This window comes from Acinetobacter haemolyticus CIP 64.3 = MTCC 9819, from assembly GCF_000369065.1.
GTDB classification, from domain to species: domain Bacteria; phylum Pseudomonadota; class Gammaproteobacteria; order Pseudomonadales; family Moraxellaceae; genus Acinetobacter; species Acinetobacter haemolyticus.
The window spans coordinates 81,076-106,731 of record NZ_KB849804.1 but is presented as its reverse complement, the minus strand read 5'-3'; the positions used below and the strand labels follow the sequence as shown (position 1 = coordinate 106,731).

Here is a 25,656-nt window from a genome sequence, read left to right as displayed (position 1 = left end):
ATCATGTAATCTTGATGCCCTTTCGGATGTTCTTCTTATGGCGGTTATCTTTTTAGAATCAAAAGACAATGCAAAAATTAAACATTTGCGTGGCTTAATTGAACTCAATAGTGCTCGAAAAAAACACCAACAAACCGTTTTAGAAGGTAGTCATCTTTGCATTGCATGGTTGCAACAACAGAAAAAAATATTCTCTCTATTTACAACCGAACAAGCGCTTGCACATACAGATCTACAAAAAGTGATGGAGCTACATCAAGGTCATGTTTTTGTGATTAGCGAAGTACTCTATAAAGATCTAAGCACTCTAGGCACGACGCTTCCCTGCTTAGCCATTATTGATCTACCTAAAACAGCATCAACAATTGACTTTGGTGTTGATACCTTGATTTTGGAAAATATCCAAGACCCTGGAAATGTGGGGACATTATTACGTTCAGCAGCCGCAGCCAATATCAAACAAATCATTTGTACGCAAGGCTCTGCAACACTTTGGTCCCCAAGAGTGCTAAGAGCTGGCATGGGTGCTCATTTTAGTTTGAATTGTTTTGAAAACATTCAGCTCAATGAAATTCTTCCAAAATTTCAGATCCCTGTTTTTGTCACCAGCTCACATAGATCAACGAGTCTATATTCCAAAGATTTGACCCAATCATGCGTATGGATTTTAGGGAATGAAGGTCAAGGTGCAAGTGAGTATGCACTTGAACATGCTCAAGCTGTAACAATTCCTCAACCGGGGGGACAGGAATCTTTAAACGTTGCAATCGCAGGTTCAATCTGCTTTTTTGAGATGGTCCGTCAACGTCTATAAAACGTTAAATTACATTAAAGCCGATTTTTTGTTGGAAAAATCTATTACACTACAAAAAATAATTGCTTAAGTTGTCAACGCATCCACCATTTTCAACGTTATATGATTAATGAATTGATAATAATGGTGGGTTTCCATGACAGGATTTTCCATCTCTATGGATTTAGCACCGAAACAGGCTCAAACTGGCAACAGTACTGATACCAGTACCGTTGAACAACGTCTTCGTTTTTTTATGCAAGATGTGACTGGTCGTGCGCTTGTAATGATGGAAAGTGCTACACAAGGGCAACAAGGGATCGCAATGGATTTAGTGCAAGAAGCATTTATTTCTTTGCATAAATCATATGCAGATAAAAGTACTGAAGAATGGTACCCTCTGTTCTATACGATCCTTAATAATAAACTACAAGATTGGAGACGTAAGGAAGCACGCCGCGCAAATCCATTTTCTTTATTTAAAAAAATTAATTTAGATGATGATGAAGAAATTACTGATATCATTGATGAATCTACACCGAATCCATTTGAGTTTCTTGATCAAGAAGTCACAATGGATGAAATTCAAGAAGCCATTCATCAGTTACCAGTTCGCCAACAACAAGCATTTATGCTGAGAGCTTGGGAGGGTTTCGACACGATGACCACTGCTCAAATTATGGACTGTAGTGAAGGTAGTGTAAAAACACACTATCACCGTGCAATTCAGGGGCTCCGAGTTGCTCTCGCGCATTTAAATCCACATACGGGAGGATCATCAAATGAATAAAGATGAGTTCACTAAACAAGTGACTTCCAAACTTGATCAACTTGCAAAAGAACAGCAGCACAATAAGCTCATGGTGATGAATCATGTTTTGGATAGTGTCCAAAAGAAACCAACGTCTTATTACAGCATTTGGAAAATGTCTGGTTTTGCATTAGCTGCTGCAATTACAGGTATTGTGATTTTACCAAACTCTTTACAATTGACTGATAAACCACAAAACCAAGTTGTGATTAATCCAAAACTGTCCCCTCAAATGGTTGAAGATATGGAAATGTTAATGGTCTTGGGCGAGGATAAGGTTCGACATGGCAGCTAAAAGATTAGCACTTGTTGTATGTACAGTCGGCTTATTACAGACGAGTTTTGCTGGCTCAGATCGCTTTTGGCCATTTTCCAAGCCAGTTAAAACAACGACAGAAGAAGCATGGGATGATTTATCCCCAGAAGAGCAACGTGCGCTTATAAAGCGATATCAAACGCTTAAAGAGATTCCTAACGATCAAAGCTCTCAACTACAACAACGCATGGAGTGGTTTACTCAACTCCCCGATGATGAAAAACAAAAAATGCGTGATGTATGGCAGAGAATGAGCACACAAGAACGTAGCACCTTACGTAAACGCATGCAAAATGCAAGTTTAGAAGAGCGAGTAAATATTAGAGAAGAATATTTAACTAAATATTCTGAACACTAAATAACTTTTGTTTACTAAAAAAAATAGCGCCATATGGCGCTATTTTTACATTGATCTTACTTTTTAAAACGGCGATAAGTTAACAAACCTAGTAGACCAAATAATGATAGAAGTGTTGTACTTCCTCCACCGCTATTCGCATTACGTTTATTATCTGTTGGGTTTTGTTGCACAAAGATTTGAAATGCAAAGCGCCCCTAATTGAGCCAAATTTAAGGCGTAACTTGGGTAAGTGGTCGACCTAATTCCGTAAACCTGTTGAGGACTGCTACACGTGCATGAATTTCATTCACCTGACTAGGAAAGCTTCTTGCCATTAATTTATCGCCTAATAATTTAATGCAATGCATCTTGGTTTCCACCAAACTTCGTCGATGATAGCCTGACCATTTTTTCCATAGTCTCCTGCCTAAACGTTTAACTGTTCGAAGTAATTCATTTCGTTCTAGCGAGCTGATCTTTGTATCTTTCCATGGTTTCGCATTTTTTCTAGGTGGAATCACCGCATGCGCTTGCCGATCTGCAATGACCTGACGGCATTGCTTGGTGTCATAAGCTCCATCGGTATAAACAGAGTCAATCTGCTCATCTTGTGGAATCTGATCGAGTAAATCACCAAGCACTTGTGAATCACTGACATTATTTGTAGTGAGTTGAATAGCGCGTATTTGAAGGGTTTCAGCATCTATACCAATATGTAGTTTACGCCATTGGCGACGATATTCAGGTCCATGTTTCTTGCGTTTCCATTCGCCCTCACCTAGAAACTTCATGCCTGTAGAGTCTATGAGTAGATGCAGCCCATCGCTACTTTTTTGGTAGCTGATTGCAATATCAATATGCTTTTGTCTTCTACAAAGCGTACTGTAATCTGGTGCGGTCCAATTTAATCCACAAAGTTTAATCAGACTTTGCACAAAGCCAGTGACCATACGTAAAGATAGACGGAATAAGGATTTAATCATTAAGCAGCATTGGATAGCTGCGTCGGAGTAGGTTTGATTTCGCCCTTGTTTGCCTTTTGATGGAGCATACCATTGCGTAGCAGGATCAAACCAAATGGCAATATTTCCGCGACTCATGAGTGCTCGGTTATATGCGGGCCAATTGGTTGTGCGGTAGATTTTGTGTGTAGGCTTCTTCATTTGAAAATTATATCGCTGAAAAAGCTTTTACAGATAGGTTTGTGCAACAAAGCCTCTGATCATTAAAGTCCGTGCTTGCGGCTGTTGCTATAGTCATTGGTGCTTTAATTTCTAACTGACTATTTAATTTATATTCTTGATCTCGCTTCAATATAATTGTAGAGCTAGAACTTTCATCACCACATCCGTTGTAGCCATTTTTATATTGATCTTCAGTTCGATTATTTAAAAAGAGTATAGCTTCACGTAATGAACAAACGGAATCATTTTTGTCTTCATCCACTAATGTCGTAACAAGAATATCTGCTGAATATGCATGTCCAGTAATCGCAAATAAAGCACAGGCAAGCGTCCGCTTGAGCATACCGTTCTCCTTCTATTTTCATTTTTCTAGGTATTGCAAAAATCCGATTTTGCAACCACATCCTTTGTGCGTACTTTGTCACAGCTCTCGAAATTACTCAAGAAATTTTATGCTATTGCCGATATTCATCAATCAATGCATAAATTTGTTTCAATGTGGTGTTAGATAGCTTGGTTTTTTCACCTTTTAGCATTTTTTCTAATTGAGCCAATGTCTGTAAAAGAATCGAAGCTTGATGAGGACCATTGTGCAATAAGTAGTCCACAATTTGCTGATCAAAATGAATGCCTCGACGTGTCATCACAGATTGTAGTAATGCCTGCCGATCAACAAAAGAGCTTCCGTTTGGCGCTTTTACGCTCACAGCCTGTGTTAATCTTGATTGCAAATCGGGAAGCTCTAATTTCAACTCAATCGGCGCAACTCTAGATGAAAAAACCAATTGTCCCTCATGGTTATTCATCAAATGGAAAACTGCTTTTTGCCAATGAGGCACTCCACTAATTGCATCAATATCATCTAATGCCACTAAATCATAAAACTCTAAAGCAGTAATTGCTTCAATTGGTGCATCTAATAAAGCCAGCAAAGAAACCTTTATGGCTGGACGCCCCAGCTCTAGATATGAATCACAAATCGCTGATAATAAATGGCTTTTTCCTGTTCCAGCACCACCATAAATATACAGACGGCTAACCAACCCTGTATGTAGTTGTCTCACTGCATCAACTACAGGTCCCCAACCCGGCCCCGAAAAATCACTAATTCGGGCATCCAGTTGTGGTTCAATATCCAGTTGTAATTGACGCATAGAGTTAATTTGTTCCCCGCTTACTTGGAGTCATCTTTTAGATTAGAAGTCTCTGTATCTTGAGAGTTTTTTATTTCAAGATCAAGCTCTACTTGATCGGTTTCAACACTGATATGTTGTGGCATACTTTCAACGACAACCATTTCTTGGGGAAGTCCATAGAATCTGCTTTTTTCATAATTGTCTCGAGCATGTCTGAGTAATACAACAATCACAGCCGCGACAGGCAATGCGATCAACATTCCAAGAAAACCTGCGAGTTTCGCACCAGCTAAAACAGCAAATACTACCGCAACTGGAGACAAACCAATTTTATCTCCGAGTAGGAAAGGTTGAAGAATATAGCCTTCCACCATTTGCCCAACAAGAAAAACAGCTCCAACCAAAAGCAGTTGTGTCCAATCTAGTCCAAACTGAAATAAAGTTGCTATAACTGCAGCAATAATCCCAACGGCAAAACCAAGATATGGAATGATACTTGCCAGACCTGCGACCATCCCTATAATCAGCCCCACTTCTAAGCCAATAAGTTGCAGTCCTACAGCATAGATCACCCCTAATAAAAGCATCACTAAAAACTGACCTTTTACAAACGCACCTAATACACTATGGCATTCGCGGATAATTTTTAAAGTAGATGCTTCATATGGACGTGGAATCAAGCGACGTAAACTTTGCAGCATTCTTTCCCAATCCAAAAGGAAATAGAAAGAAATAATCGGGATCAAAATAATAATCCCACCAATTTGGATAAAATTTAGACCTGATTGTGCAAGACGTAGAGCAAAGGTTTGAATGCTATCTGAGCTATAATTTGTTTGTACATATTCCATCACGACTTTTGAGATTTGATCAGTGTCAATTTCCATTGGAACCAAATCAAAAGTTTCAGACATCCAAGGTAGAAACGTTGCATTTACCCAATGAATACCTGCTGGAATGCTATCCCGTGCATAAATCAATTGTTTCCATACAAGAGGAGCCAGGAACCATAAAACAACGGTTAGTGTCACACCAATACCGATAAATACCACACTAATCGCTAACCAACGTGGTAGCTTGATCTTCACTAAGACGTCAACCAGTGGACTAAAAAAATATGCAATCAAAAACGCACCAACAAACGGGATCACAATCGGCTTGAGTAGATAAAGCACCCAAAGCAATAATGCGATCCCAGCGAGGATAAAGATACGGCGGAGTACCAGATCTTGCATAAAATTTAACCTTTGTTCGTGTAATCGTTATAAATGGAAAAAATTTTTAATAAAGATAGCATTTTCGAGCATAAATAACATAAGAGTTTCGTATATTCAGGTTATAATCTGCCGCCAATGCGGAGACTTCACTATGAGCAACTCAACTTCTACCCCAAATACTGGTTTAAGCTACAAAGATGCGGGCGTCGACATTGAAGCGGGCGACGCACTGGTCGATCGTATCAAATCTGTCGCAAAACGCACCACTCGTCCTGAAGTCATGGGCGGTCTAGGTGGTTTTGGCGCACTATGCAAAATTCCAAAAGGTTATGAAGAGCCTGTATTGGTTTCAGGAACTGACGGCGTAGGTACAAAATTACGCTTAGCCCTCAATCTCAATCGTCATAACACGATTGGACAAGATCTTGTCGCAATGTGTGTAAACGATTTACTGGTTTGTGGTGCAGAACCTTTATTCTTCTTAGATTACTATGCAACTGGACATTTGAATGTAGATGTTGCAGCCAACGTTGTAACGGGTATCGGTAAAGGTTGTGAGCTTGCTGGTTGCGCACTGGTCGGTGGTGAAACTGCTGAAATGCCGGGTATGTATGAAGGTGAAGATTACGACCTTGCTGGTTTCGCAGTAGGTGTCGTTGAACAAAGTAAGATCATTGACGGCACTAAAGTCAAAGCCGGTGATGTTTTGATCGGTGTAGCATCAAGTGGTGCTCACTCAAATGGTTATTCATTACTACGCAAAATCTTAGATGTTAAGAATGTAGATTTAACTCAAATCGTTGATGGTCGCCCACTCGCTGATGTTGCAATGGAACCAACGCGCATTTATGTAAAACCTGTTTTAGAACTGTGCAAACAAGTTGACGTGCATGCAATGGCACATATCACAGGTGGTGGTTTACCAGGTAACCTTCCTCGCGTCCTTCCGAATGGCGCTCAAGCTGTCATTGATGAATCAAGCTGGGAATGGTCTGAGTTATTCCAATTACTACAACGCGAAGGCAATGTAGAACGCTTCGAAATGTATCGCACATTTAACTGTGGCGTGGGTATGGTCATTGCGGTTGATCCTAGTGAAGCAGATAAAGCAATTGAAGTCTTAAATGCACAAGGTGAAAAAGCTTGGAAGATTGGTCATATCCAAGAAAATGCTGAATCTGTTGAAGGCGCTGACGAAAAAATTCGTGTGATCTTTGCATAATGAGAATTGCGGTCCTTGTCTCTGGCAACGGTAGCAACCTACAAGCCCTGATAGATGCAAATTTGTCAGGGCAAATCATTGGTGTCGTATCCAACAAAGCTGATGCTTATGCATTACAACGTGCCAAAGACGCCAATATTGCAACCGCAGTCATTTCACATAAAGACTTTCCAACTAGAGAAAGCTTTGATGAAGCAATGCATCAACAATTGATCGCATGGCAAGTTGATCTTGTGATCCTTGCGGGCTTTATGCGGATTTTAACCCCAAACTTTGTCAGTAAATGGCAAGGTACGATGTTGAATATCCATCCATCTCTGCTGCCTTTCTATAAAGGTGTTAATACACATCAACGTGTGTTAAATACTGGAGATCGCCTGCATGGTTGTACGGTTCATTTTGTAACAGCAGAATTAGATGCTGGTCAAAGCATTGCACAATCTGCAATTCAAGTCAGTCTAAATGACACGGTAGAAAGCTTAGCGCAACGGGTACACCAACTTGAGCATTTCATTTACCCTCAAGTTGTACAATGGTTTTGTACGGGTCAGTTAACTTGGAAAAATGGTCAAGCCTACTTCAATCAAAAACCATTAACTCAACCCATTCAGTTTGCACAATGGTGATTTAACCATAACCAGCAAATTCCGATTTGCTGGTTAATGCTGTCCATTATCTCTTAACAATTAAGCTTTTGACCTTATCTACCGTTTCCAATGGATGTTCTAAGGGGAACATATGACCACCCTCGACAACTGAAAAAGGAATACCTAATTTCTTTTGTGCAACTTGAGGAAATTTTTCTTTTAAGAAAACACTGTCACGACCAACCACTAAATGGACTGGAACGGGCGGTTTTGGCATCGGCAACCACCACATCGAAGGTGTAGTTCTAAATAATCCAACTTCATCCGCTTTGGGAATCGTCAATGTCACCCCACCTCTTTGCGGATCATTGGTTAATGCATAGTCAATATACGCTTGAAAACAGTCAGGATCAAAATGTTGGTAGAAACCTCTTGAACCAAGCAATTCGGCAGCTTGTTCACGTGACTCCCAATGATCTCGACGGCGAGCCGATAGACCTGCTGGAGTGATCTTGTCGACTAGTTTAGGCTTAAAAATTTTAGCCAGATGAAAAACAAAAGAAGCCTTACCAATAATTAAAGGTGGATCCAGCATAATCACTTGAGAAAATAACTCAGGACGACGATAAGCTGCCATCAATGTCAGCACCGAACCTAAAGAATGTCCTAAACCAATCACCTGTCGCCCTTGTGCTTGTTGCACAACACTATCAATTACTTGGTCTACCAAATGTGACCAGCCATCTGTGATGGGATAACGCTTATCTGTTCCTATCTCAGCAACATAAATAATGTCGTATTGATCTTCCAATTGCTGAAAAAGCTTTTGATAAACTTTAGATGGAACCCCATTGGCATGGGCAAAATGAATAATAGGTTTCATAACAGTCTTTTTTAAGCGTATAGATTGATAAAGTATCTTCCACTTAAACAGTGTAGCAACCAAAAAGGAAGAACTGAGTAGTTATTTTTGAAAAAACTAGGGCTGCAATGAAGTACAGCCCTGAAGATTAAAATATTTTAGCGGCGTTATTGTATTTTTGCGTTTTGTTGAGTCTGAAGTTGATCTGCAAGTGAACTACTAATTCCCTCGCCGATCTTTGCCCCCATACGCCCTAAAATAGACTCGAAAGGATTACGCTGAACAGTATAATCAACTTTTTGACTCACATTTAGATCACGCATTAATGTCGTCATACTACCACTACGGTCCGCGACACCTAAGGCAACTGCCTGTTCACCTGTCCAAAATAGACCTGAGAAAATTGCAGGATCATTCGATTTCAAACGTTTGCCACGACCTTCTTTAACCGCATTAATAAAATGAGCATGCACATTATCCAATACTGATTGCACATGCTGTTTTTGTGCTGGATCAAGCGGTTTAGTCATACTCAAAATATCTTTATTACTACCTGAGGTTAAAGTACGATCCTCTATCCCAAGCTTTTGAGCCAATCCGCTTAAACCATAATTTGGCATAATGACACCGATTGATCCCACCAAACTCGATGGATTGACAATAATCTCATCTGCTGCTGAAGCAATATAATAAGCACCCGAAGCACCCATATCACCAATCACAGCATAGACCTTCTTATCAGGATGTTGTTTCTTCAGGTAACGGATTTCTTGCCAAATTTCATCAGATTGCACAGGAGAGCCGCCTGGTGAGTTGATATTCAAGGCAACTGCTTTACTACCACTTGCCTCAAAAGCACGTTTGAGTGCCTTATTTGTATCATCACTGTTTACAGTAGAAGAACCGCTGGAAGAGTCGATCGTTCCAATAATATCCACAACTGCCAAATGATCACTGGTAATATTGGTCGTTGTTTTCGTCGAAGACGTCGAACACCCTTTACCCATTGCAATCAACACGAAAAGTAAATATGCAAAACCTAGGAATTTAAAAAAGATACTCCAACGTCGGCTTCGACGCTGCTCTTCGACAGAAGCCAATACGGCCTTTTCTAAAATCTGCCATTCTTTGCCTGTCACATTATTCGGATTTGTGGGTTCATTTTGTGGTTTTGGTGGCCAATCGGACATAAGACTCCAATCCAATATATTTTAAAAGTGGCTTTATTATATACGCTGATTTGAGCAAAACTGTTTAAATAACTTATTTTAACTTATAATTATTTTTTACCTTATACTCTCACTTTGTAATTTTTCGCATTTAAAATACATGGCTCAATCAAAATCTAGCAACACTAGTTACCGTCTAATCAAATTTCTGAGTCGCCAGCCGATTCAACTAGGACGTTTCTTTGCACGTATGCTTGCTGGATTTCTCACGAGTTTTCAACTTTCTAAGATATCAAAAATTATTAGTCTAAATATACAGATTGCTTTCCCGAATATGGATCTACAGCAACGACAACAGTTGACCAAAAAAGCAATTCAAAATGAATTAACCTCATACTTTGAATTTTTAAGTATTTGGGGTTCTTCTAATCAAAGAAATATTCAACGCATTCAAAATGTATCTGGTGAGCAGTATTTACATGAGGCATTGGCTGAAAAAAAAGGAATTGTTTTGATCGTTCCACATTTCGGAACTTGGGAAGTCATGAATGCCTGGCTTTCTCAATACACAGAAATGACGATTCTCTACAAACCTGTTAAAAATCCTGATGCAGATCGTTTTGTGCGAGAAGCGCGCAGTCGTGAACAGGCACATCTAGTACCAACAGATGAAAGTGGTGTCCGTCAAATCTTTAAAGCATTAAAACAAGGCGGCACAACTGCTATCCTACCTGATCACACACCTGATCATGGCGGAGAAATGATCAATTATTTTGATATTCCTGTCGCTTCAAGTAGTTTGAGTGCAAAGTTAATTCAAAAAACTAAGGCAAAGGCACTACTCATTTATACAATGCGTAATGATCAAGATGGCTTTGATATGTATATTGAGCCGATTGACCCTCAAATTTACCAAGGTAGTGCCGAAGATGGAACATTAATTATTCACCAGACTTTAGAACAATTAATTAAACGCTATCCTGATCATTATCACTGGAGTTACAAACGCTTTAGTGCCAATAAAGAATTAAAAAGAATCTATGACATAGATGAAAATCAAGCATTAGCCAAAGTTGCAGAAGTTCGCCATTTAACTAAGCAAGCATCAATTACTTAGGCTATTTTTGGATAACCATTTTCTTTTTTGTCGATGCTGTAGCAACACCCCATCATGATTATTCATCATAAAGCTAATCGTACCCGCATCTGCTGTATTTAATATTGGAATATTTAAGTGCTGCAATCGTTTCAAAACCTCCTGACTGGGATGTCCGTAACGATTATTAAATCCCGCAGAAGCAATTGTAAGTTTGGGCTGGAGGGTTGCCAAAAATTCGTAAGCAGAGCTATGCTTACTGCCATGATGACCAAGAATTAACACATCGACTTTTAAATCTGGATACTGCTGTAACAATTTATATTCGGTTTCCCAGCCTGCATCCCCCATAATCAAAAAGTTCTGATAAGTTTGAGCATCTAAAAATTGCACATAGAGCACACAAGAATATTCATTTTTCTGATATTTCGCATAGCTCAATTCATTGGCTCGAGGAAATAAAACTTGGATGTTGATGTTTGGAAATGACGACTGTTGACCTTGTTGGCAAAATGAAAAATTCTCCTTAAATTGCATTTTTTCATACTTTTCATTCGATTGAACCAAATCAATTTCAAAACTATTCTGAATCGACGTAAATGCTCCACTATGATCTTGATCCAAATGAGATAACACAACATGTTCCAATCGCCGAATACCTTGCTGACGTAGAAAAGGAATAACCACTCGCTCCCCGATACTGAATTTGGTTTCATCAAATGATCCACCAGTATCAATCAGGAGATTACCTTTGGTATGTTGTACTAAGACAGCTTGTCCTTGACCAACATCTAATACGTGCAATGCTTCGGGTTGAGCTTTTACACCCCATAATATCGGTAAGAAACAGACAGCAGCCCAAAACTTTGGAACAATACCTCTAGGCAAAAACAATAGAAAAATACCGATAATTAAACTCACCATCATCCAAGGGGTGAAACTTATCCCATACAACTGCGGCGAAATCGATTGAAGTACATCTAAAATCAGCATCAAGAATGACAAAAACACATCATTCATTTGAAATAACCACTGCCCTAATGTAGGAATAATTAACCACACACATGCAGCTAGAATATCTAAAGGAACAATACAAGCACCTAACAATGGGATAGCAATAAGATTAGTTAAGGGGGCAAACCATGAAACTTGCTGAAAGAAAATCAAAACCAAAGGCAATAACGCGACAAAAATTTTCCATTGCGATTCAATCAGAATATGACTGCCCCAGATCATTTTTTGTTTAAATGTTAAATTTACATTTTGTGGTAACTGTATAATCGTCTGATAGATTCTTATCAAAATAAAACACGCGCCATAAGATAACCAAAATGCAGCAGATAAAATGCTAAATGGATCTAAAACTAACAATAAGCTCGCACTATAAACCAACACACTAAATGCCTGAATCGACTGTCTTAAGCACATAAAAGTACTGACAATGCTAACGGTTAATAATGTTCTCATTGCTGGAATCTCAAAACCAACAAATGCCACATATAGCAAGACACTAAAGATAAAGGGCAACAATAGTAGTAATTGTCGAGGTTGCTTCAAATAGATGCTTGGGCAGTAGCGCTGAATCAACTTTTGTAATGACCAAGTCAGTATCAATGCAAATACCAACACATGTGGTCCAGAAATAGCCAATAAATGTGAAATCCCAAGGTGTTGAAATTGTTGTTTTACGGCATCAGATAAAAGACTCTCATCCCCTGTGAGCAAAGCCAATAGCAACCCTTTATGTTGGAATGCTGATGCCTGTAGCATTTGTCGAAAAGCCAAACGCTTTTTTTCAACAGCTAATAAGAATATGGCCCAATGAGATTGTTGTTGTTGCAAATGATGATGATAACCCAGCTGATAGAGTTCATCTTCATGAATAGGCTGAATATTTCGTACAGAAAATCCCGACTGCACATTTTGTTGTAAAAACCATTTTTCCAGATCGAATGCACCAGGGACGGCATAACTATGGGCGGGTCGAATTTGCCCAGATACACGATAGTAATGACCCAATTGAAATTCTGGCTCTACTTTAGATGTGTCTTTTTCTTTTCTTAAATGAAGAAACCAATTCACACTTTGTGCATGTCGATTCAAAACCTCAGCAACTTGTTTCTCGCCATTTTCATTCAGTTCACTGATCTTTTTGATATAAACAATCGCTTCAAATGTTTCAACATTTTGTTCTTTAAAAATAAGACGTTGTTGTAATTGAATATCAGCATAATGATAACCTGTGCAAAATAATGCCCAAGTCGCACTGATTAAAAGCAAGGCTTTATAAGTAGGATAATGAAAATACTGCTTTTTCCAATAAAATCCGAAACCAAAGATCGCGAATGCAATAATCAGCCAAAGCCACCATGTAGATGTAATGATCGGGAAATGCATTCCCATAAGTGCGATACCCGCAACCCACCCCAATAAAATAATTTTTAGCATCAATGATGAATTTAATTTTGATTTTTCTGTGGGCAAAATTAAAGCCCTTTTTCAGGGCTTTAACAAGAGCTTAAATCAATAATTTATGGTTGTTCAATCCATAAACCATCTTGCATATGTAAAATTGAATCTGCCGATTGTGCCAATTGCTCATCATGGGTCACAATTAACATCGCCATATTGAGTTCATTTTTCAAGTCCGTCAATAATTCAAAAACACTCAATGCTGTTTTCCGATCCAAGTTACCTGTTGGTTCATCTGCGAGTACAACAGCGGGCTTAGTCACCAAAGCACGAGCAAGTGCCACACGTTGACGTTCACCACCAGATAACTCACCAGGCTTATGTTCCATACGATGTGACAAACCCACGCGATCCAATAAATACTCTGCTTGAGCTTTAGCAGACTTATATTGCACATCACCACGGAACATCAGTGGCATCGCTACATTTTCTAAGGCTGAAAATTCAGGTAACAAATGATGGAATTGATACACAAAACCTAAATATTGATTCCGTTTGAAACCACGGTCAGCTTCACCCAAATTATCGAAACGCTGTCCTTGCAAGAATACTTGACCTTGTGAAGGTTGCTCTAAGCCACCCAAAACATGCAATAAAGTACTCTTACCCGAGCCACTTGCTCCAACAATTGAGACAAACTCACCCGCATTTACTTGAAGTGATAAACCTTTAATGACTTCAACTTTACTTTTGCCATCATCAAAATGCTTATAAATTTCTTTAGCTTCTAAAACAATCTTACTCATAACGCAGCGCCTCAGCAGGTTGAACTTTAGCTGCACGTAATGCAGGGTAAATCGTTGCCAAGAAACTTAATAATAGTGACACGATCACGATCACAACCACATCTTGCCATCTGAGATATGACGGTAAGTAATGAACAAAATATGCATCAAATAGATTTAACCCTAAAACAGTATTAAACCAAGAAATGATGTCACTAATGGTCAATGCTAAAGTCACCCCTAAAATTGTCCCCGCAATTGTCCCAATGACACCAATCACAGTACCCTGCACCATGAAAATTTTAGTAATCATAGACGGCGAAGCACCGAGAGTCCTTAGAATAGCGATATCTGATTTCTTATCAGTCACTACCATCACCAAAGATGAAACGATATTAAATGCCGCGACAACAATAATAAGGAATAGAAGCAAACCGACTAAGGTTTTTTCCATTTGAATCGCATTGAACAGATTACCGTGGGTATATGTCCAATTAGATGCGTAAAAATTGCTCGGTAATTCACTAACTATTTCATTTGCTACTTTAGGCGCTGCAAAAATATTATCTAACTTTAAACGGATACCCTGTGCACCATCTGGTAAACGTAATAAAGTTGAAGCATCGTTCAACGCAATATAACCCACCATTGAGTCTACTTCTGCACCCACACTAAAGATACCGACAATCTTGAAACGTTTAAAACGCGGTACCACACCAGCAGGTGATGGTGTTGCTTCAGGAAGAACCAAAGTAACATTGTCATTTAGCCCCAAACCAAGTGCATCCGTCATGTCCTTTCCAAGAACAATACCAAACTCACCCTTTTGTAAGGCATTTAAGTCACCTGTCACCATATGATTTTGGATAATTGAAACCTGTTTTTCATATTCTGGTTCTATACCCGTGACCATAATCCCCGCGACCTGCCCATGAGCAGTCAACATCCCCTGCAATTGTGTGAAAGGTGCTACACCCGTGACATGTGGATGACTCTCAACTTTTTTTGCAAGTTCTGGCCAATCTGTTAAAATTTGAGTAGAAGAAACAGTAGCTTGTGGTACCATTCCGAGGACACGAGTTTTTAATTCTCGATCAAAACCATTCATAACAGATAAAACTGTAATGAGAACAGCAACGCCGAGAGTCAAACCAATCATGGAAACCAAGGCGATAAAAGAAATAAAATGATTACTCCGCCGAGCACGAGTGTATCTCAACCCTATATACAGCGAGATTGGCTTAAACATACCATCTAGTCCGAGGTGATTTATTATGGAAAATGCACAACATCATCTTGTTGACGACAACACTGAACGTCGCGTGATGTCTCGTATTGATGCTGTGTTGAGAATCAACTATCAAATCATTCCAGATGATGTTGCACTGAATGATCCGTATGACTCTCATTTTGTATTACCGCGCTATTTTCTACTACTTGCTGAATTAGATCAATTTGATCATGCATTTCGCTACGAATTAGAACAATTAAATGAAAAAGATCAACAAATTGCTCGCATCTTATCCCTTTTTAATCAAAAATTAAATCTGATTACAGGTTCTTTTTACGACAATATCGTACAATCTCAATTGCCTGTACCTGAACAAGTCAATTTTTCGGAAAATGGTTTAAGTTTCTTTAGCGCTCAGGATATTAACGAAGGGACTTATATTCATATTACCTTGAGTCATCCTGAGAACTATTTTCATATCGCTGCGACCGCACAGGTTGCACATAGTACCGCAGATGAACAAGGTAAATTCCGCATCGGTGCGTATTTTATTACTTTAAATCCACAAGACCGTGCAAAACTTGCAGCTAGTATTCAACAAGCGCAACGGGATGAAATCAACAGCTAATTAAATGATTAAACTCAAGTGCTTAGTCGCTTGTGTGTTCTTAAATCTTTATAAAAATAAAGCAATAAACCAAACAAAATAATACTAGCGCCCACAAAAACCTGTGCTGATAATTGTTCATGATTGAGATAGGCACCTATCAAAATCGCAAGCATCGGCGTCATTACTGTGGTTAAAGATAATGTCGTTGCTTGTAGGTTTTGAACCAGTTTGAAATAACAAAACATTGCAATTAACGAAGCCATGATTACCGTATAAGTCAACGCCAATAACGATTTTGCAGATGGAATCTCTGTAGGTGCAAATTGCCAGATCCAAGGCAGTAATAACAAGGCAAAAAATGTCGAAACGAATATCGAACCTGTTGCCTGTGCCATGGGCTGTACAATCGCATTGATCTTTTTGACCCAAAAGATAGAGAGTGAATAAGAAAAAACACTGAGTAACATCAATAAGATTCCAAGCGGTTGTACATGTTTTTGATTCCCACTCAGACAAATCATTGTTAATCCAATAACTGACGTCCCCATCCCCAACCATTGTAGCGTTGCTAATTTTTGTTGAAAACCAAATCGTCCAATTAAACCCGCCATAATCGGTGCTAGGCCAAACATTAATGCAATCAAACCTGAGCTTAGATAAGCCGTAGCTGCATAAGTAAAAATTTGCGAACCAATCAAACTGAGTGACCCTGCAACATAGCTTAACCACGCCAACTTATGCATGGGAAATTTTACGTTTAAACAAAGTAGAACCGTAATTGCCAATGGCAAGGCAATCAAAAAACGTAACAGTAATGCCCACATTGGATGAAGATCAGAGACACTCCAAACAATCGCTAAAGGTGTTGAAGCCCAAATAAAGACCAACAACCCATAAGTCAGCATTAAGTTAAGACGAGATGGCATAGATTGCTCAACACGCGGTTTTGCGTTTTTGTTTTAGTATTGTTTGGTCTAAAGCACTCGAAAATTCGCGTTTATCTCGCTCAGAAATTGGAGGTGGACCACCTGTTTGTACCCCAGCACCACGCAAGGTATCCATAAAATCACGTAAATGTAATCGAGCTTTGACATTTGCAGTGGTATAAATTTCACCTCGAGGATGAATTGCAATTCCACCCTTCTCAATCACTTGTGCTGCAAGCGGAATATCTTGTGTAATGACAATATCGTGCGCTTGCATACGATCTACAATTTCTTGATCGGCACGATCTGCCCCACTCATCACTTGAATAGATTTAATTCTGATTGAGGGTGTAATCCCTACATTTTGATTGGCGACGAAAGTGACTTCGAGTTGATAACGATCCGATGCGCGTAAAATCACTTCACGTAAAATCTTTGGTAAAGCATCCGCATCTACCCATAATTTAAATGGCAGCACGTTGACAAGCGCTCTCAAGAATAAAAATATAGTTTAGCAGATTACAAGAAAAGTAGAGTTAAGATCAGTTGCTAATCTTAGCATTTCACTATTTTGTCGGATTAAGATCAAAATAAATTAATTTTTGTAGAATTACATATCCAGACTTGAAATATAGCAGTTACCCTCGATTAAATAGATTAAGTTCAATCTTTTTGCATCGTGCTTTATGAAAAATCAAAACAGTCCAGAAACCATTACAATTCAAGATCAAAATTTCGGTAATCATGCTGAGCATTGGAATCTGTTAACAGATACGCCCGAAACGGATGTTCCCAAATGGTTAGGATTGGCACTTGATGCACCGATCATGCCGATGGGACTCTGTGAAAATGAACAGGAAATGGATCAATCATTTTGGTTAATTCGTGGGCCAAGTCATCAGGGTATTTCAATCAACCAAATCATTGCCGTTGAAGATCAAAAACCTCGTGCATTAAAAACAGCATTTCCGAGTTTTGAGAGCCCGTATAAATATGATGCACAAATCGAACGAATTATTACCTGTGATTCTGCAACTCAAGCCGTGTTACGTTTGAACTTAAATAAAAATACAGTGATTTATGCATTTGATAATTTGTTTAGTGTAAATCGCTGTCAATATGACAAAAACCAAAGTTATCAAGTTCAATTTAATGCTTGGGCATATGAACTAGAAACCGTTTCCAAAGACGAGAAAATCATTGTTGATGACCCAGCTTCAATTAAACACCACCGAGCATTAAATGCAATTCTTGCAGAACATAATGGGATTGCACCTGAAAACTTACAGGAGCTTATTAATGAGTGGGAACCAAAAACACCAGAAGATCAAGAACCTGTGACTGTCGACTTTTCTAAAATGGTTGCCTATTTATTTGGAGAAACATTAGGTCAAGAAGATGAAGCTTGGTTCCAAGGTAATATTGTTGGTAAAACCACTACGCAGTTTATGCAAGATGAATATACCCTTTATGATGTCACTTTAGTTTTAGAAGATGATTTACCTGCAATCCTTATTCGCATCGCAACTAAAAATGATTTGTATAAAAACTTTAACATTGGCGAATATATTCGTGGCAACCTATGGATTCAGGCCAATATTTATGCTAAAAATGCTTTAAAGTGACAAAAAATCACATAAATGGCATTTTAGGCGTTCTAATGAAAATTATACCAGAACAAACGACCACCAGTCTTATTCATTCAAGTGATCAAGGTCTTAAACTTGATGTTGGTGCTTATTGCTTTTTTCTACTGGGTATGTTTTTAGCAGCACTTATTTTTCATCAAGTTGGCTTGTTCTAATTTTTGACCATATTCGTAATGTCCCGTCCTGAAATAGATTGACAGTATTTCATTTAAAACCGAGTTAAGCAATTAGCTCGGTTTTCGCTTTCTCATACATCTGATTAGGAGTAATCATATTTAAACTTAAATGCGGTCTGTAGCAGTTATAAATCACTATAGATTCCGAAATTAAATGGTCTAACTCCTTCATCGTTTTACATCGTGTAGTTAAGAACTCCTGTTTGAGTATGCCATTGATTCGCTCTGCTAAAGCATTTTGGTAACAGTCTCCTCCATCTGTCATCGAGGGACTTATACCGTAACGCTGTAGTGCCGATTGATATAATTCAGAGCAATATTGAGAACCTCTATCTGAATGATGAATCAGGGTTGTTGCTCTATCTTTTATAGACTTCATTGCCATATGTAAGGCTTGTACAACATTCTCTGCCCGCATATCACTTGATAACTTATAACCTTTAATTTGTCGGGTATAGGCATCTGTCACAAGTGATAGATAATGCACACCCTCTGCACTTTCAACATAGGTAATATCACTAACAAAGACTTCATTTGCCCGTATTGGAGAATAATCCTTTAATAAATTAGGATGTTTCTTCATCCAGTGTTTGCTATCTGTAGTTTTGGTATAGCGACGTTTAGGGCGTATCAATAAATCATTCTCTTTTAATACCTTAAATAACTGATCTCGACCAAACTTCAGTCCTTGTTCTAGCAATTTTGGTTTGATCAGCCAATAGAGTTTACGCGTACCGATACTTGGCATCAAATAACGATACTCCATAACCAATTCAAGTACTTGCTGAGTTTCCTGAGCTTTGATTTGAGCACGTTTTTCTGATTGATAGTAAGCCTGTCGGGTGATTCCAACCCACTCACAATAACGTGAGACATTTAGTCTTCTTTGGGCTTGCCAATCTTTGAAACGTGCTCGGTATACTTTTTTCCAAGATCTCTCCCACATTCTTTGTCTATGTGATAAATCACATCTTGGATAAATTCAGTTTTTAGCTTTTCTGCGGCTAATTGTTTTTCCAACTGGCGAATGCGTTGTTGAGGGGTGAGTTGGCGTTTTGAAGTGGAAGGCATAGCTTTAGAAGTCCAATCTTGTTGTCCGTACTTACGTAACCATGTAAGCACAGTTGATCTTCCTTGAATACCATATTTTGCTTGAGCTTGTTTATAAGTGATTTGCCCTTTTTCTACCTCATGGACAATCAGCATTTTAAAGGCAAAACTATAATCTCGTTGTGTTCGTTTAACTCGTTGTTCTTTTTCATATTCCATAAAATAAGCCTCTTAAGGTGTATACTTATTTCAGGACGGGACACATTTAAAAATAAAAAAGCCTTGCCGTAGCAAAGCTTTTATAACCTTCAAGATTTAGTCGAGTATCAAGATACAAACTGTAAGAATACCCAGTACAGACCACCTGATAATGCAATCGTTGCAGGCAAAGTAAATACCCATGCTGAAAGAATGGTTCTAATCGTTGCAAAGTTTAGGCCTGATTTATTTGCGACCATGGTACCTGCAACCGCACTGTTTAATACATGTGTTGTCGATACTGGCATACCAAAACCATCTGCGGCAGCAATCGTACTCATCGCAACCAATTCAGCAGACATCCCTTGACCATAAGTCATGTGATTTTTACCAATACGCTCACCCACTGTAATAACGATACGTTTCCAACCCACCATTGTTCCTAAGCCAAGTGCTAATGCAACAGCAACTTTTACCCAGTTCGGAATGTACTGTAGGAATGAATCCATATTGTTACGATAGTCTTTTACTACTTTTTGCTGTTCTGTGGTCATCACAGGTAGTGCATCTTCTTTATCTAAGCGCTTAAACGTTGTAGTACTTAAGTACATATCATTACGTAATTCAGCAACTCCAGCTTCTGGAATATCTTTAAGATCACCATAAGCTGCAACTTTTTCACCTAAATGCCCAGTCATACTCGCCAATGCAGGTAAAACTTCAGGTGTTTGTTCTTTGGTTTGAATGTATTTTGTCAGGATATCTCGCGCTTTTTCATCCGAAAATTCTTGTTGATCAACATTCAATACCAAAGCAGTTTGAGCTGATAATTGCTCAAAAGATTGTAAATGCTTTTGGTCTAAACTTTTGTTCAGCGAATAAGCCAATGGAACCAAGCCGATCAAGATCAACATGATTAGACCCATACCCTTTTGACCATCATTTGAACCGTGAGCAAAACTCACACCTGTACAAGTGAAAATCAGGATACCGCGAATGAGTGGTGGTGGTGGCTTATTTCCAACAGGTGGTTGGAACAACTCCATTTGGCGTTTAAAGATTTTTTTCACCAATAAGAATAAAACGGCTGCAAAAGCAAAACCAATCATTGGAGAAAATAATAACGCCTTACCGACCTTTAGCACTTGATCCATGTCAATGCCACTGGTTGCGCCAGTTGATGCATTTAACAAATGATTCATAATACCCACACCTAAAATTGAACCAATCAAGGTGTGTGAACTCGATGCTGGGATACCCAAAAACCAAGTACCGAGGTTCCACAAAATCGCTGCAATCAACAGCGCGAAAACCATGGCAAAACCAGCCCCGCTGCCGACATTCATAATCATTTCAACAGGTAATAATGCAATAATACCGTAAGCAACTGCACCACTTGCCACCATAACCCCTAAGAAGTTACAGAAGCCTGCCCACATGACCGCTACTGGTGCAGGAAGCGCATTGGTATAAATCACCGTCGCAACAGCATTTGCAGTATCATGAAAACCGTTTACAAATTCGAATGCCAAGGCAATAAATAGTGCCGTAGATAATAAAATAACTGAATATAAACTTAATGGTGGGACATGTGATAAATCAGCACTCACCTGAAAACCAATATAAATCAGTGTAGCAACAATGACTGTTAAGAACACCGGCATAAAAAATTTAGGTGTTGGTACATGTACATTCGTCGATTGGGCTTGCGATTCTATCGCAACTGGTGAATCCGAAGCAGGGGGTAGATTTGAATTCATGTAGACGGCTGGAGGATAAAAAAATCCCCCATATTGTTTAATTAAATTATGACAATTATATGACAAAGCTTTGTCACATGAACTCAAATTTTCATCATTTCATCACTTTTACACCAATTTTTTGTATCGAAACAGTGCATTAAATCAAAATTAATTCATATTTTTCAATAAAATAAAGCAATATCAGGGTTGGAATAAATCGTTGTCTGATTTTGCAACAAACGCAAAAAAATATGACTTTTATTGGTCATACTGCGAACATTTTGCTTTATTTTTAAGCATTATTACCTCGAATTATTGCACTTTGATGAAAGTTTTATGACATTTTTCAATTTGAATGCGCGGTTCACCGCCTTTTAGATGGAAAATAAGCGCTTCAGCATTGCTTCTGCTACAATGCGTCTGCTTCTTATCTTTGCCATTACTGGGGTTCCTTATGTCCACGCTTGCCACCCTAAAATCTCTTCTCGCCCAACGTATCCTGATTATTGACGGTGCAATGGGAACCATGATTCAACGCCATAAGTTAGAAGAAGAAGATTATCGTGGTGAACGTTTTGCAGATTGGGCTTCTGATCTTAAAGGTAACAACGATCTTTTAGTACTGACTCAACCGCAGATTATTCAAGGCATCCATGAAGCTTATTTGGATGCTGGTGCAGACATTATTGAAACCAACAGCTTTAATGGTACCCGTGTTTCGATGTCAGATTATCACATGGAAGATCTTGTTCCAGAGATCAACCGTGAAGCGGCACGTCTCGCCAGAGCTGCATGTGATAAATATTCAACTCCAGAAAAGCCTCGTTTTGTGGCAGGTGTACTTGGCCCTACATCGCGTACTTGTTCAATCTCACCAAACGTCAATGATCCAGCATTCCGTAATATTACTTTCGATGAACTAAAAGAAAATTATATCGAAGCAACGCACGCCTTGATCGAAGGTGGTGCTGACATCATTTTGATCGAAACTGTATTCGATACCTTGAACTGTAAAGCGGCAATCTTTGCGGTCAAAGAAGTGTTTAAGCAAATCGGTTATGAACTTCCCTTGATGATTTCAGGTACGATCACAGATGCCTCAGGTCGTACATTGACAGGTCAAACTGCTGAAGCATTCTGGAACTCAGTGCGTCATGGTGATTTGCTGTCAATTGGTTTTAACTGTGCATTGGGTGCAGATGCAATGCGCCCTCACGTTAAAACCATTGCTGACGTTGCAGATACCTTTGTTTCAGCGCATCCAAATGCTGGTTTACCAAATGCATTTGGTGAGTATGACGAAACACCAGAACAAACTGCTGCTTTTATTAAAGAATTTGCTGAAAGCGGATTAATCAATATTACAGGTGGTTGCTGTGGTACCACACCAGATCATATTCGTGCCATTGCCAATGCAGTAAAAGACATTGCACCTCGCCAAGTCCCTGAAACAGTTCATGCATGCCGTTTAAGTGGTTTAGAACCATTTAATATTTATGATGATTCTTTATTCGTGAACGTCGGTGAACGTACCAACGTCACAGGATCAAAAAAATTCCTACGTTTGATCCGTGAAGAAAATTTTGCAGAAGCTTTAGAAGTCGCTCAGCAACAGGTTGAAGCTGGTGCGCAAATCATCGACATTAACATGGATGAAGGGATGCTCGATTCGCAAGGTGCAATGGTGCATTTCCTGAACCTTGTCGCTTCAGAACCTGATATTTCTCGTGTACCAATCATGATTGACTCATCGAAATGGGAAATCATTGAAGCAGGTCTAAAATGTGTTCAAGGTAAACCGGTTGTAAACTCTATTTCCTTAAAAGAAGGTTATGACGAGTTTGTCGAAAAAGCTCGCCTCTGCCGTCAGTACGGTGCAGCAGTTATTGTCATGGCTTTTGACGAAGTTGGTCAGGCAGATACCGCAGAGCGTAAGCGTGAAATTTGTAAACGCTCTTATGACATTTTAGTCAATGAAGTTGGCTATCCAGCTGAAGATATTATTTTCGATCCAAACGTGTTTGCAGTGGCAACAGGGATCGAAGAACACAATAACTATGCCGTAGACTTTATTGAGGCGACTGGTTGGATCAAACAAAACTTACCACATGCCATGATTTCAGGTGGTGTTTCTAACGTTTCGTTCTCATTCCGTGGTAATGAGCCTGTACGTGAAGCGATTCACTCCGTGTTCCTCTACCATGCTATCAAACAAGGCATGACCATGGGTATTGTAAACGCTGGTCAGATGGCAATTTATGACGACATTCCAAAAGAACTAAAAGACGCTGTTGAAGATGTTGTTCTGAACCAAAATCAAGGTGAATCAGGTCAGCTTGCAACTGAACGCTTACTGGAAGTTGCAGAAAAGTATCGTGGTCAAGGTGGTGCAGCCAAAGAAGCCGAAAATCTTGAATGGCGTAATGAGCCTGTTGAAAAACGTCTTGAATACGCTTTGGTTAAGGGTATTACCACTTATATCGATCAAGATACCGAAGAAGCACGTTTAAAATCAAAACGTCCGCTTGATGTGATCGAAGGCCCATTAATGGACGGCATGAACGTGGTCGGTGACTTGTTTGGTTCAGGAAAAATGTTCCTTCCTCAAGTCGTTAAATCTGCACGTGTCATGAAACAAGCGGTGGCATGGCTCAACCCATACATTGAAGCAGAAAAGTCAGAAGGACAGTCTAAAGGTAAAGTCCTGATGGCAACAGTAAAAGGTGACGTACACGATATTGGTAAAAATATTGTGGGTGTTGTCTTAGGTTGTAATGGTTATGACATCGTTGACCTCGGCGTGATGGTACCTGCGGAAAAAATTCTGCAAACAGCAATTGATGAGAAATGTGACATCATTGGTTTGTCTGGTTTGATCACTCCATCTTTGGATGAAATGGTCTTTGTAGCCAAAGAAATGCAACGTAAAGGCTTTAACATTCCTTTATTGATCGGCGGTGCAACTACATCCAAAGCACACACCGCAGTTAAAATTGATCCTCAATATTCAAATGATGCAGTAATTTATGTGGCTGATGCCTCTCGTGCAGTGGGTGTGGCAACTACCCTACTTTCTCCTGAAATGCGCGGTAACTTTATTGCAGAGCATCGTGCTGAATATGCCAAGATTCGTGAACGCTTAGCGAATAAGCAACCGAAAGCTGCAAAATTGAGTTATGCAGAATCAGTCGAAAACGGTTTTAAAATTGATAATAACTACGTACCACCAAAACCAAATGCTTTGGGTACACAAGTTATTAAGAATTATCCGCTTGAAACCTTAGTTGAATATTTTGATTGGACACCATTCTTTATCTCTTGGAGTTTGGCGGGTAAATTCCCGAAAATTTTAGAAGATGAAGTGGTCGGTGAAGCAGCGACTGATCTTTATAATCAAGCGCAAGCGATGCTGAAAGACATCATTGAAAATAAACGTTTCGATGCTCGTGCTGTATTTGGCTTATACCCTGCTCAGCGTACTGGTGCAGATACCGTCAGCGTATTTGACGAATCAGGTCAAAATCGCACTCACACCTTTGAGCACGTACGTCAGCAATCAGACAAAGTGACAGGTAAACCAAACTTGTCTTTGGCAGATTATATTAAGCCTTCTGAACAACCTGAGGATTATCTTGGTGGTTTCACGGTGTCGATCTTTGGTGCTGAAGAATTGGCAAATGAATATAAAGCCAAAGGTGATGATTACTCAGCTATTCTGGTTCAGTCTTTAGCAGATCGTTTTGCGGAAGCTTTTGCTGAGCATTTACATGAGCGTATCCGTAAAGAGTTCTGGGGTTATAAAGTCGATGAAACGCTGAGTAATGAAGAACTGATCAAAGAAAAGTATGTCGGTATTCGTCCTGCTCCAGGTTACCCTGCTTGTCCTGAACACTCTGAAAAAGCAGTGTTGTTTGATTGGTTAGGTTCAGAAGCGAAGATTGGTACGAAGTTGACTGAACACTTTGCCATGATGCCGCCTTCTTCTGTAAGTGGTTTCTATTATTCGCACCCTCAAAGTGAATACTTTAATGTGGGCAAAATCTCTCAAGATCAGCTTGAAGATTATGCAAAACGTAAAGGCTGGACACTGGATGAAGCAAAGCGTTGGTTAGCACCGAATTTAGATGATTCGATTGGGTGATTT

The 25,656-nt window shown here is 39.3% G+C and carries 23 protein-coding genes and 2 pseudogenes; 11 read left to right on the top strand and 14 right to left on the bottom strand.

Annotated features, from left to right (window positions below; translation table 11 throughout):
- Positions 1-37 precede the first annotated feature (37 nt).
- From F927_RS10500 to F927_RS10485, 4 genes are all read left to right on the top strand, one after another.
- The gene (locus F927_RS10500; RefSeq protein ID WP_005084497.1) at positions 38-814 is read left to right on the top strand and encodes a TrmH family RNA methyltransferase; all 777 of its coding nucleotides are present in this window, start codon (positions 38-40) and stop codon (positions 812-814) included.
- Between the two features lie 157 nt (positions 815-971).
- On the top strand, positions 972-1,583 hold the full coding sequence (locus F927_RS10495) for an RNA polymerase sigma factor (protein ID WP_005084495.1): 612 nt from the start codon (positions 972-974) through the stop codon (positions 1,581-1,583).
- Complete coding sequence (locus tag F927_RS10490) at positions 1,576-1,899, top strand: hypothetical protein (RefSeq protein WP_004640114.1); 324 nt, start codon at positions 1,576-1,578, stop codon at positions 1,897-1,899. Before F927_RS10495 ends, F927_RS10490 begins: the two co-directional genes overlap by 8 nt.
- The gene (locus F927_RS10485; RefSeq protein WP_004640116.1) at positions 1,889-2,278 is read left to right on the top strand and encodes a DUF3106 domain-containing protein; all 390 of its coding nucleotides are present in this window, start codon (positions 1,889-1,891) and stop codon (positions 2,276-2,278) included. Before F927_RS10490 ends, F927_RS10485 begins: the two co-directional genes overlap by 11 nt.
- 56 nt (positions 2,279-2,334) lie before the next feature.
- On the opposite strand, the pseudogene F927_RS17450 reads toward F927_RS10485, so the two are convergent.
- The 5 genes and pseudogenes from F927_RS17450 to cxpE all read right to left on the bottom strand — a co-directional run.
- Positions 2,335-2,436, bottom strand: a pseudogene (locus tag F927_RS17450) (GlyGly-CTERM sorting domain-containing protein); the annotation flags it as partial.
- A 54-nt stretch (positions 2,437-2,490) separates the two neighbouring features.
- Entirely contained in the window at positions 2,491-3,423 is a 933-nt protein-coding gene (locus F927_RS10480; protein WP_020846310.1) for an IS5-like element IS17 family transposase, read from the bottom strand.
- 25 nt (positions 3,424-3,448) lie between these two features.
- Positions 3,449-3,787: pseudogene (locus F927_RS10475) on the bottom strand (CSLREA domain-containing protein); the annotation flags it as partial.
- 112 nt (positions 3,788-3,899) lie between these two features.
- Entirely contained in the window at positions 3,900-4,598 is a 699-nt protein-coding gene (locus F927_RS10470; RefSeq protein WP_004640121.1) for a DnaA ATPase domain-containing protein, read from the bottom strand.
- Positions 4,599-4,618: 20 nt separating this feature from the next.
- Complete coding sequence (cxpE, locus tag F927_RS10465; RefSeq protein ID WP_005084490.1) at positions 4,619-5,815, bottom strand: chloramphenicol efflux transporter CxpE; 1,197 nt, start codon at positions 5,813-5,815, stop codon at positions 4,619-4,621.
- Positions 5,816-5,948: 133 nt separating this feature from the next.
- Here cxpE and purM point away from each other — a divergent pair, with 133 nt between their 5' ends.
- Both purM and purN read left to right on the top strand, forming a co-directional pair.
- A complete protein-coding gene (purM, locus tag F927_RS10460; protein WP_004640125.1) occupies positions 5,949-7,019 on the top strand; it encodes a phosphoribosylformylglycinamidine cyclo-ligase in 1,071 nt (356 codons plus the stop codon).
- Positions 7,016-7,645: a phosphoribosylglycinamide formyltransferase gene (gene purN, locus F927_RS10455; protein WP_171055806.1), complete on the top strand. Its 630-nt coding sequence runs from the start codon at positions 7,016-7,018 to the stop codon at positions 7,643-7,645. The genes purM and purN overlap by 4 nt, the downstream gene beginning before the upstream one ends.
- A 46-nt stretch (positions 7,646-7,691) precedes the next feature.
- On the opposite strand, the gene F927_RS10450 is transcribed toward purN, so the two are convergent.
- Together F927_RS10450 and sppA are read right to left on the bottom strand one after the other, a co-directional pair.
- Positions 7,692-8,489 carry an alpha/beta fold hydrolase gene (locus F927_RS10450; protein ID WP_005084488.1) on the bottom strand — a complete coding sequence of 266 codons (798 nt, stop codon included), beginning with the start codon at positions 8,487-8,489 and terminating at the stop codon, positions 7,692-7,694.
- 146 nt (positions 8,490-8,635) lie between these two features.
- Positions 8,636-9,658, bottom strand: a complete 1,023-nt coding sequence (sppA, locus tag F927_RS10445; protein WP_005084487.1) for a signal peptide peptidase SppA — start codon at positions 9,656-9,658, stop codon at positions 8,636-8,638.
- Positions 9,659-9,797: 139 nt separating this feature from the next.
- Here sppA and F927_RS10440 point away from each other — a divergent pair, with 139 nt between their 5' ends.
- Positions 9,798-10,754 (top strand): lysophospholipid acyltransferase family protein, encoded by a 957-nt coding sequence (locus tag F927_RS10440; protein ID WP_005084485.1) that lies wholly within the window; start codon positions 9,798-9,800, stop codon positions 10,752-10,754.
- Here the strand turns inward: F927_RS10440 and F927_RS10435 are convergent.
- The 3 genes from F927_RS10435 to F927_RS10425 form a co-directional block, all read right to left on the bottom strand.
- Positions 10,743-13,181, bottom strand: coding sequence for a DNA internalization-related competence protein ComEC/Rec2 (locus F927_RS10435; protein ID WP_005084481.1), 2,439 nt, complete (start codon positions 13,179-13,181; stop codon positions 10,743-10,745). The genes F927_RS10440 and F927_RS10435 overlap by 12 nt on opposite strands.
- Before the next feature lie 83 nt (positions 13,182-13,264).
- Entirely contained in the window at positions 13,265-13,951 is a 687-nt protein-coding gene (lolD, locus tag F927_RS10430; RefSeq protein WP_004640139.1) for a lipoprotein-releasing ABC transporter ATP-binding protein LolD, read from the bottom strand.
- Complete coding sequence (locus tag F927_RS10425) at positions 13,944-15,179, bottom strand: lipoprotein-releasing ABC transporter permease subunit (RefSeq protein ID WP_005084477.1); 1,236 nt, start codon at positions 15,177-15,179, stop codon at positions 13,944-13,946. The genes lolD and F927_RS10425 overlap by 8 nt, the downstream gene beginning before the upstream one ends.
- Positions 15,180-15,204: 25 nt before the next feature.
- Here F927_RS10425 and F927_RS10420 point away from each other — a divergent pair, with 25 nt between their 5' ends.
- On the top strand, positions 15,205-15,789 hold the full coding sequence (locus F927_RS10420; RefSeq protein WP_004640143.1) for a PilZ domain-containing protein: 585 nt from the start codon (positions 15,205-15,207) through the stop codon (positions 15,787-15,789).
- Positions 15,790-15,803: 14 nt separating this feature from the next.
- Here the strand turns inward: F927_RS10420 and F927_RS10415 are convergent, their stop codons facing one another.
- Positions 15,804-16,697, bottom strand: a complete 894-nt coding sequence (locus F927_RS10415; RefSeq protein ID WP_004640144.1) for a DMT family transporter — start codon at positions 16,695-16,697, stop codon at positions 15,804-15,806.
- A 7-nt stretch (positions 16,698-16,704) separates the two neighbouring features.
- Positions 16,705-17,175 (bottom strand): YaiI/YqxD family protein, encoded by a 471-nt coding sequence (locus F927_RS10410; RefSeq protein ID WP_004640146.1) that lies wholly within the window; start codon positions 17,173-17,175, stop codon positions 16,705-16,707.
- Positions 17,176-17,383: 208 nt separating this feature from the next.
- On the opposite strand from F927_RS10410, the gene F927_RS10405 reads away from it, so the two are divergent.
- Both F927_RS10405 and F927_RS17220 read left to right on the top strand, forming a co-directional pair.
- Positions 17,384-18,322: a hypothetical protein gene (locus F927_RS10405; RefSeq protein ID WP_005084475.1), complete on the top strand. Its 939-nt coding sequence runs from the start codon at positions 17,384-17,386 to the stop codon at positions 18,320-18,322.
- 35 nt (positions 18,323-18,357) lie between these two features.
- Complete coding sequence (locus F927_RS17220) at positions 18,358-18,501, top strand: hypothetical protein (RefSeq protein WP_004757630.1); 144 nt, start codon at positions 18,358-18,360, stop codon at positions 18,499-18,501.
- A gap of 64 nt (positions 18,502-18,565) precedes the next feature.
- On the opposite strand, the gene F927_RS16875 is transcribed toward F927_RS17220, so the two are convergent.
- Positions 18,566-19,791, bottom strand: a protein-coding gene (locus F927_RS16875) for an IS3 family transposase (protein ID WP_100222743.1) whose coding sequence is annotated in 2 segments (ribosomal slippage) — positions 18,566-19,452 and positions 19,452-19,791 — 1,227 coding nt in all. Because the reading frame shifts where the segments join, the coding sequence is not laid out codon by codon here.
- A 107-nt stretch (positions 19,792-19,898) separates the two neighbouring features.
- Positions 19,899-21,530, bottom strand: a complete 1,632-nt coding sequence (locus tag F927_RS10390) for an inorganic phosphate transporter (protein WP_005084470.1) — start codon at positions 21,528-21,530, stop codon at positions 19,899-19,901.
- A 436-nt stretch (positions 21,531-21,966) separates the two neighbouring features.
- Between F927_RS10390 and metH the strand changes: the two genes are divergently transcribed.
- Positions 21,967-25,653 carry a methionine synthase gene (metH, locus tag F927_RS10380; RefSeq protein ID WP_005084468.1) on the top strand — a complete coding sequence of 1,229 codons (3,687 nt, stop codon included), beginning with the start codon at positions 21,967-21,969 and terminating at the stop codon, positions 25,651-25,653.
- The last annotated feature ends 3 nt before the right edge of the window (positions 25,654-25,656 follow it).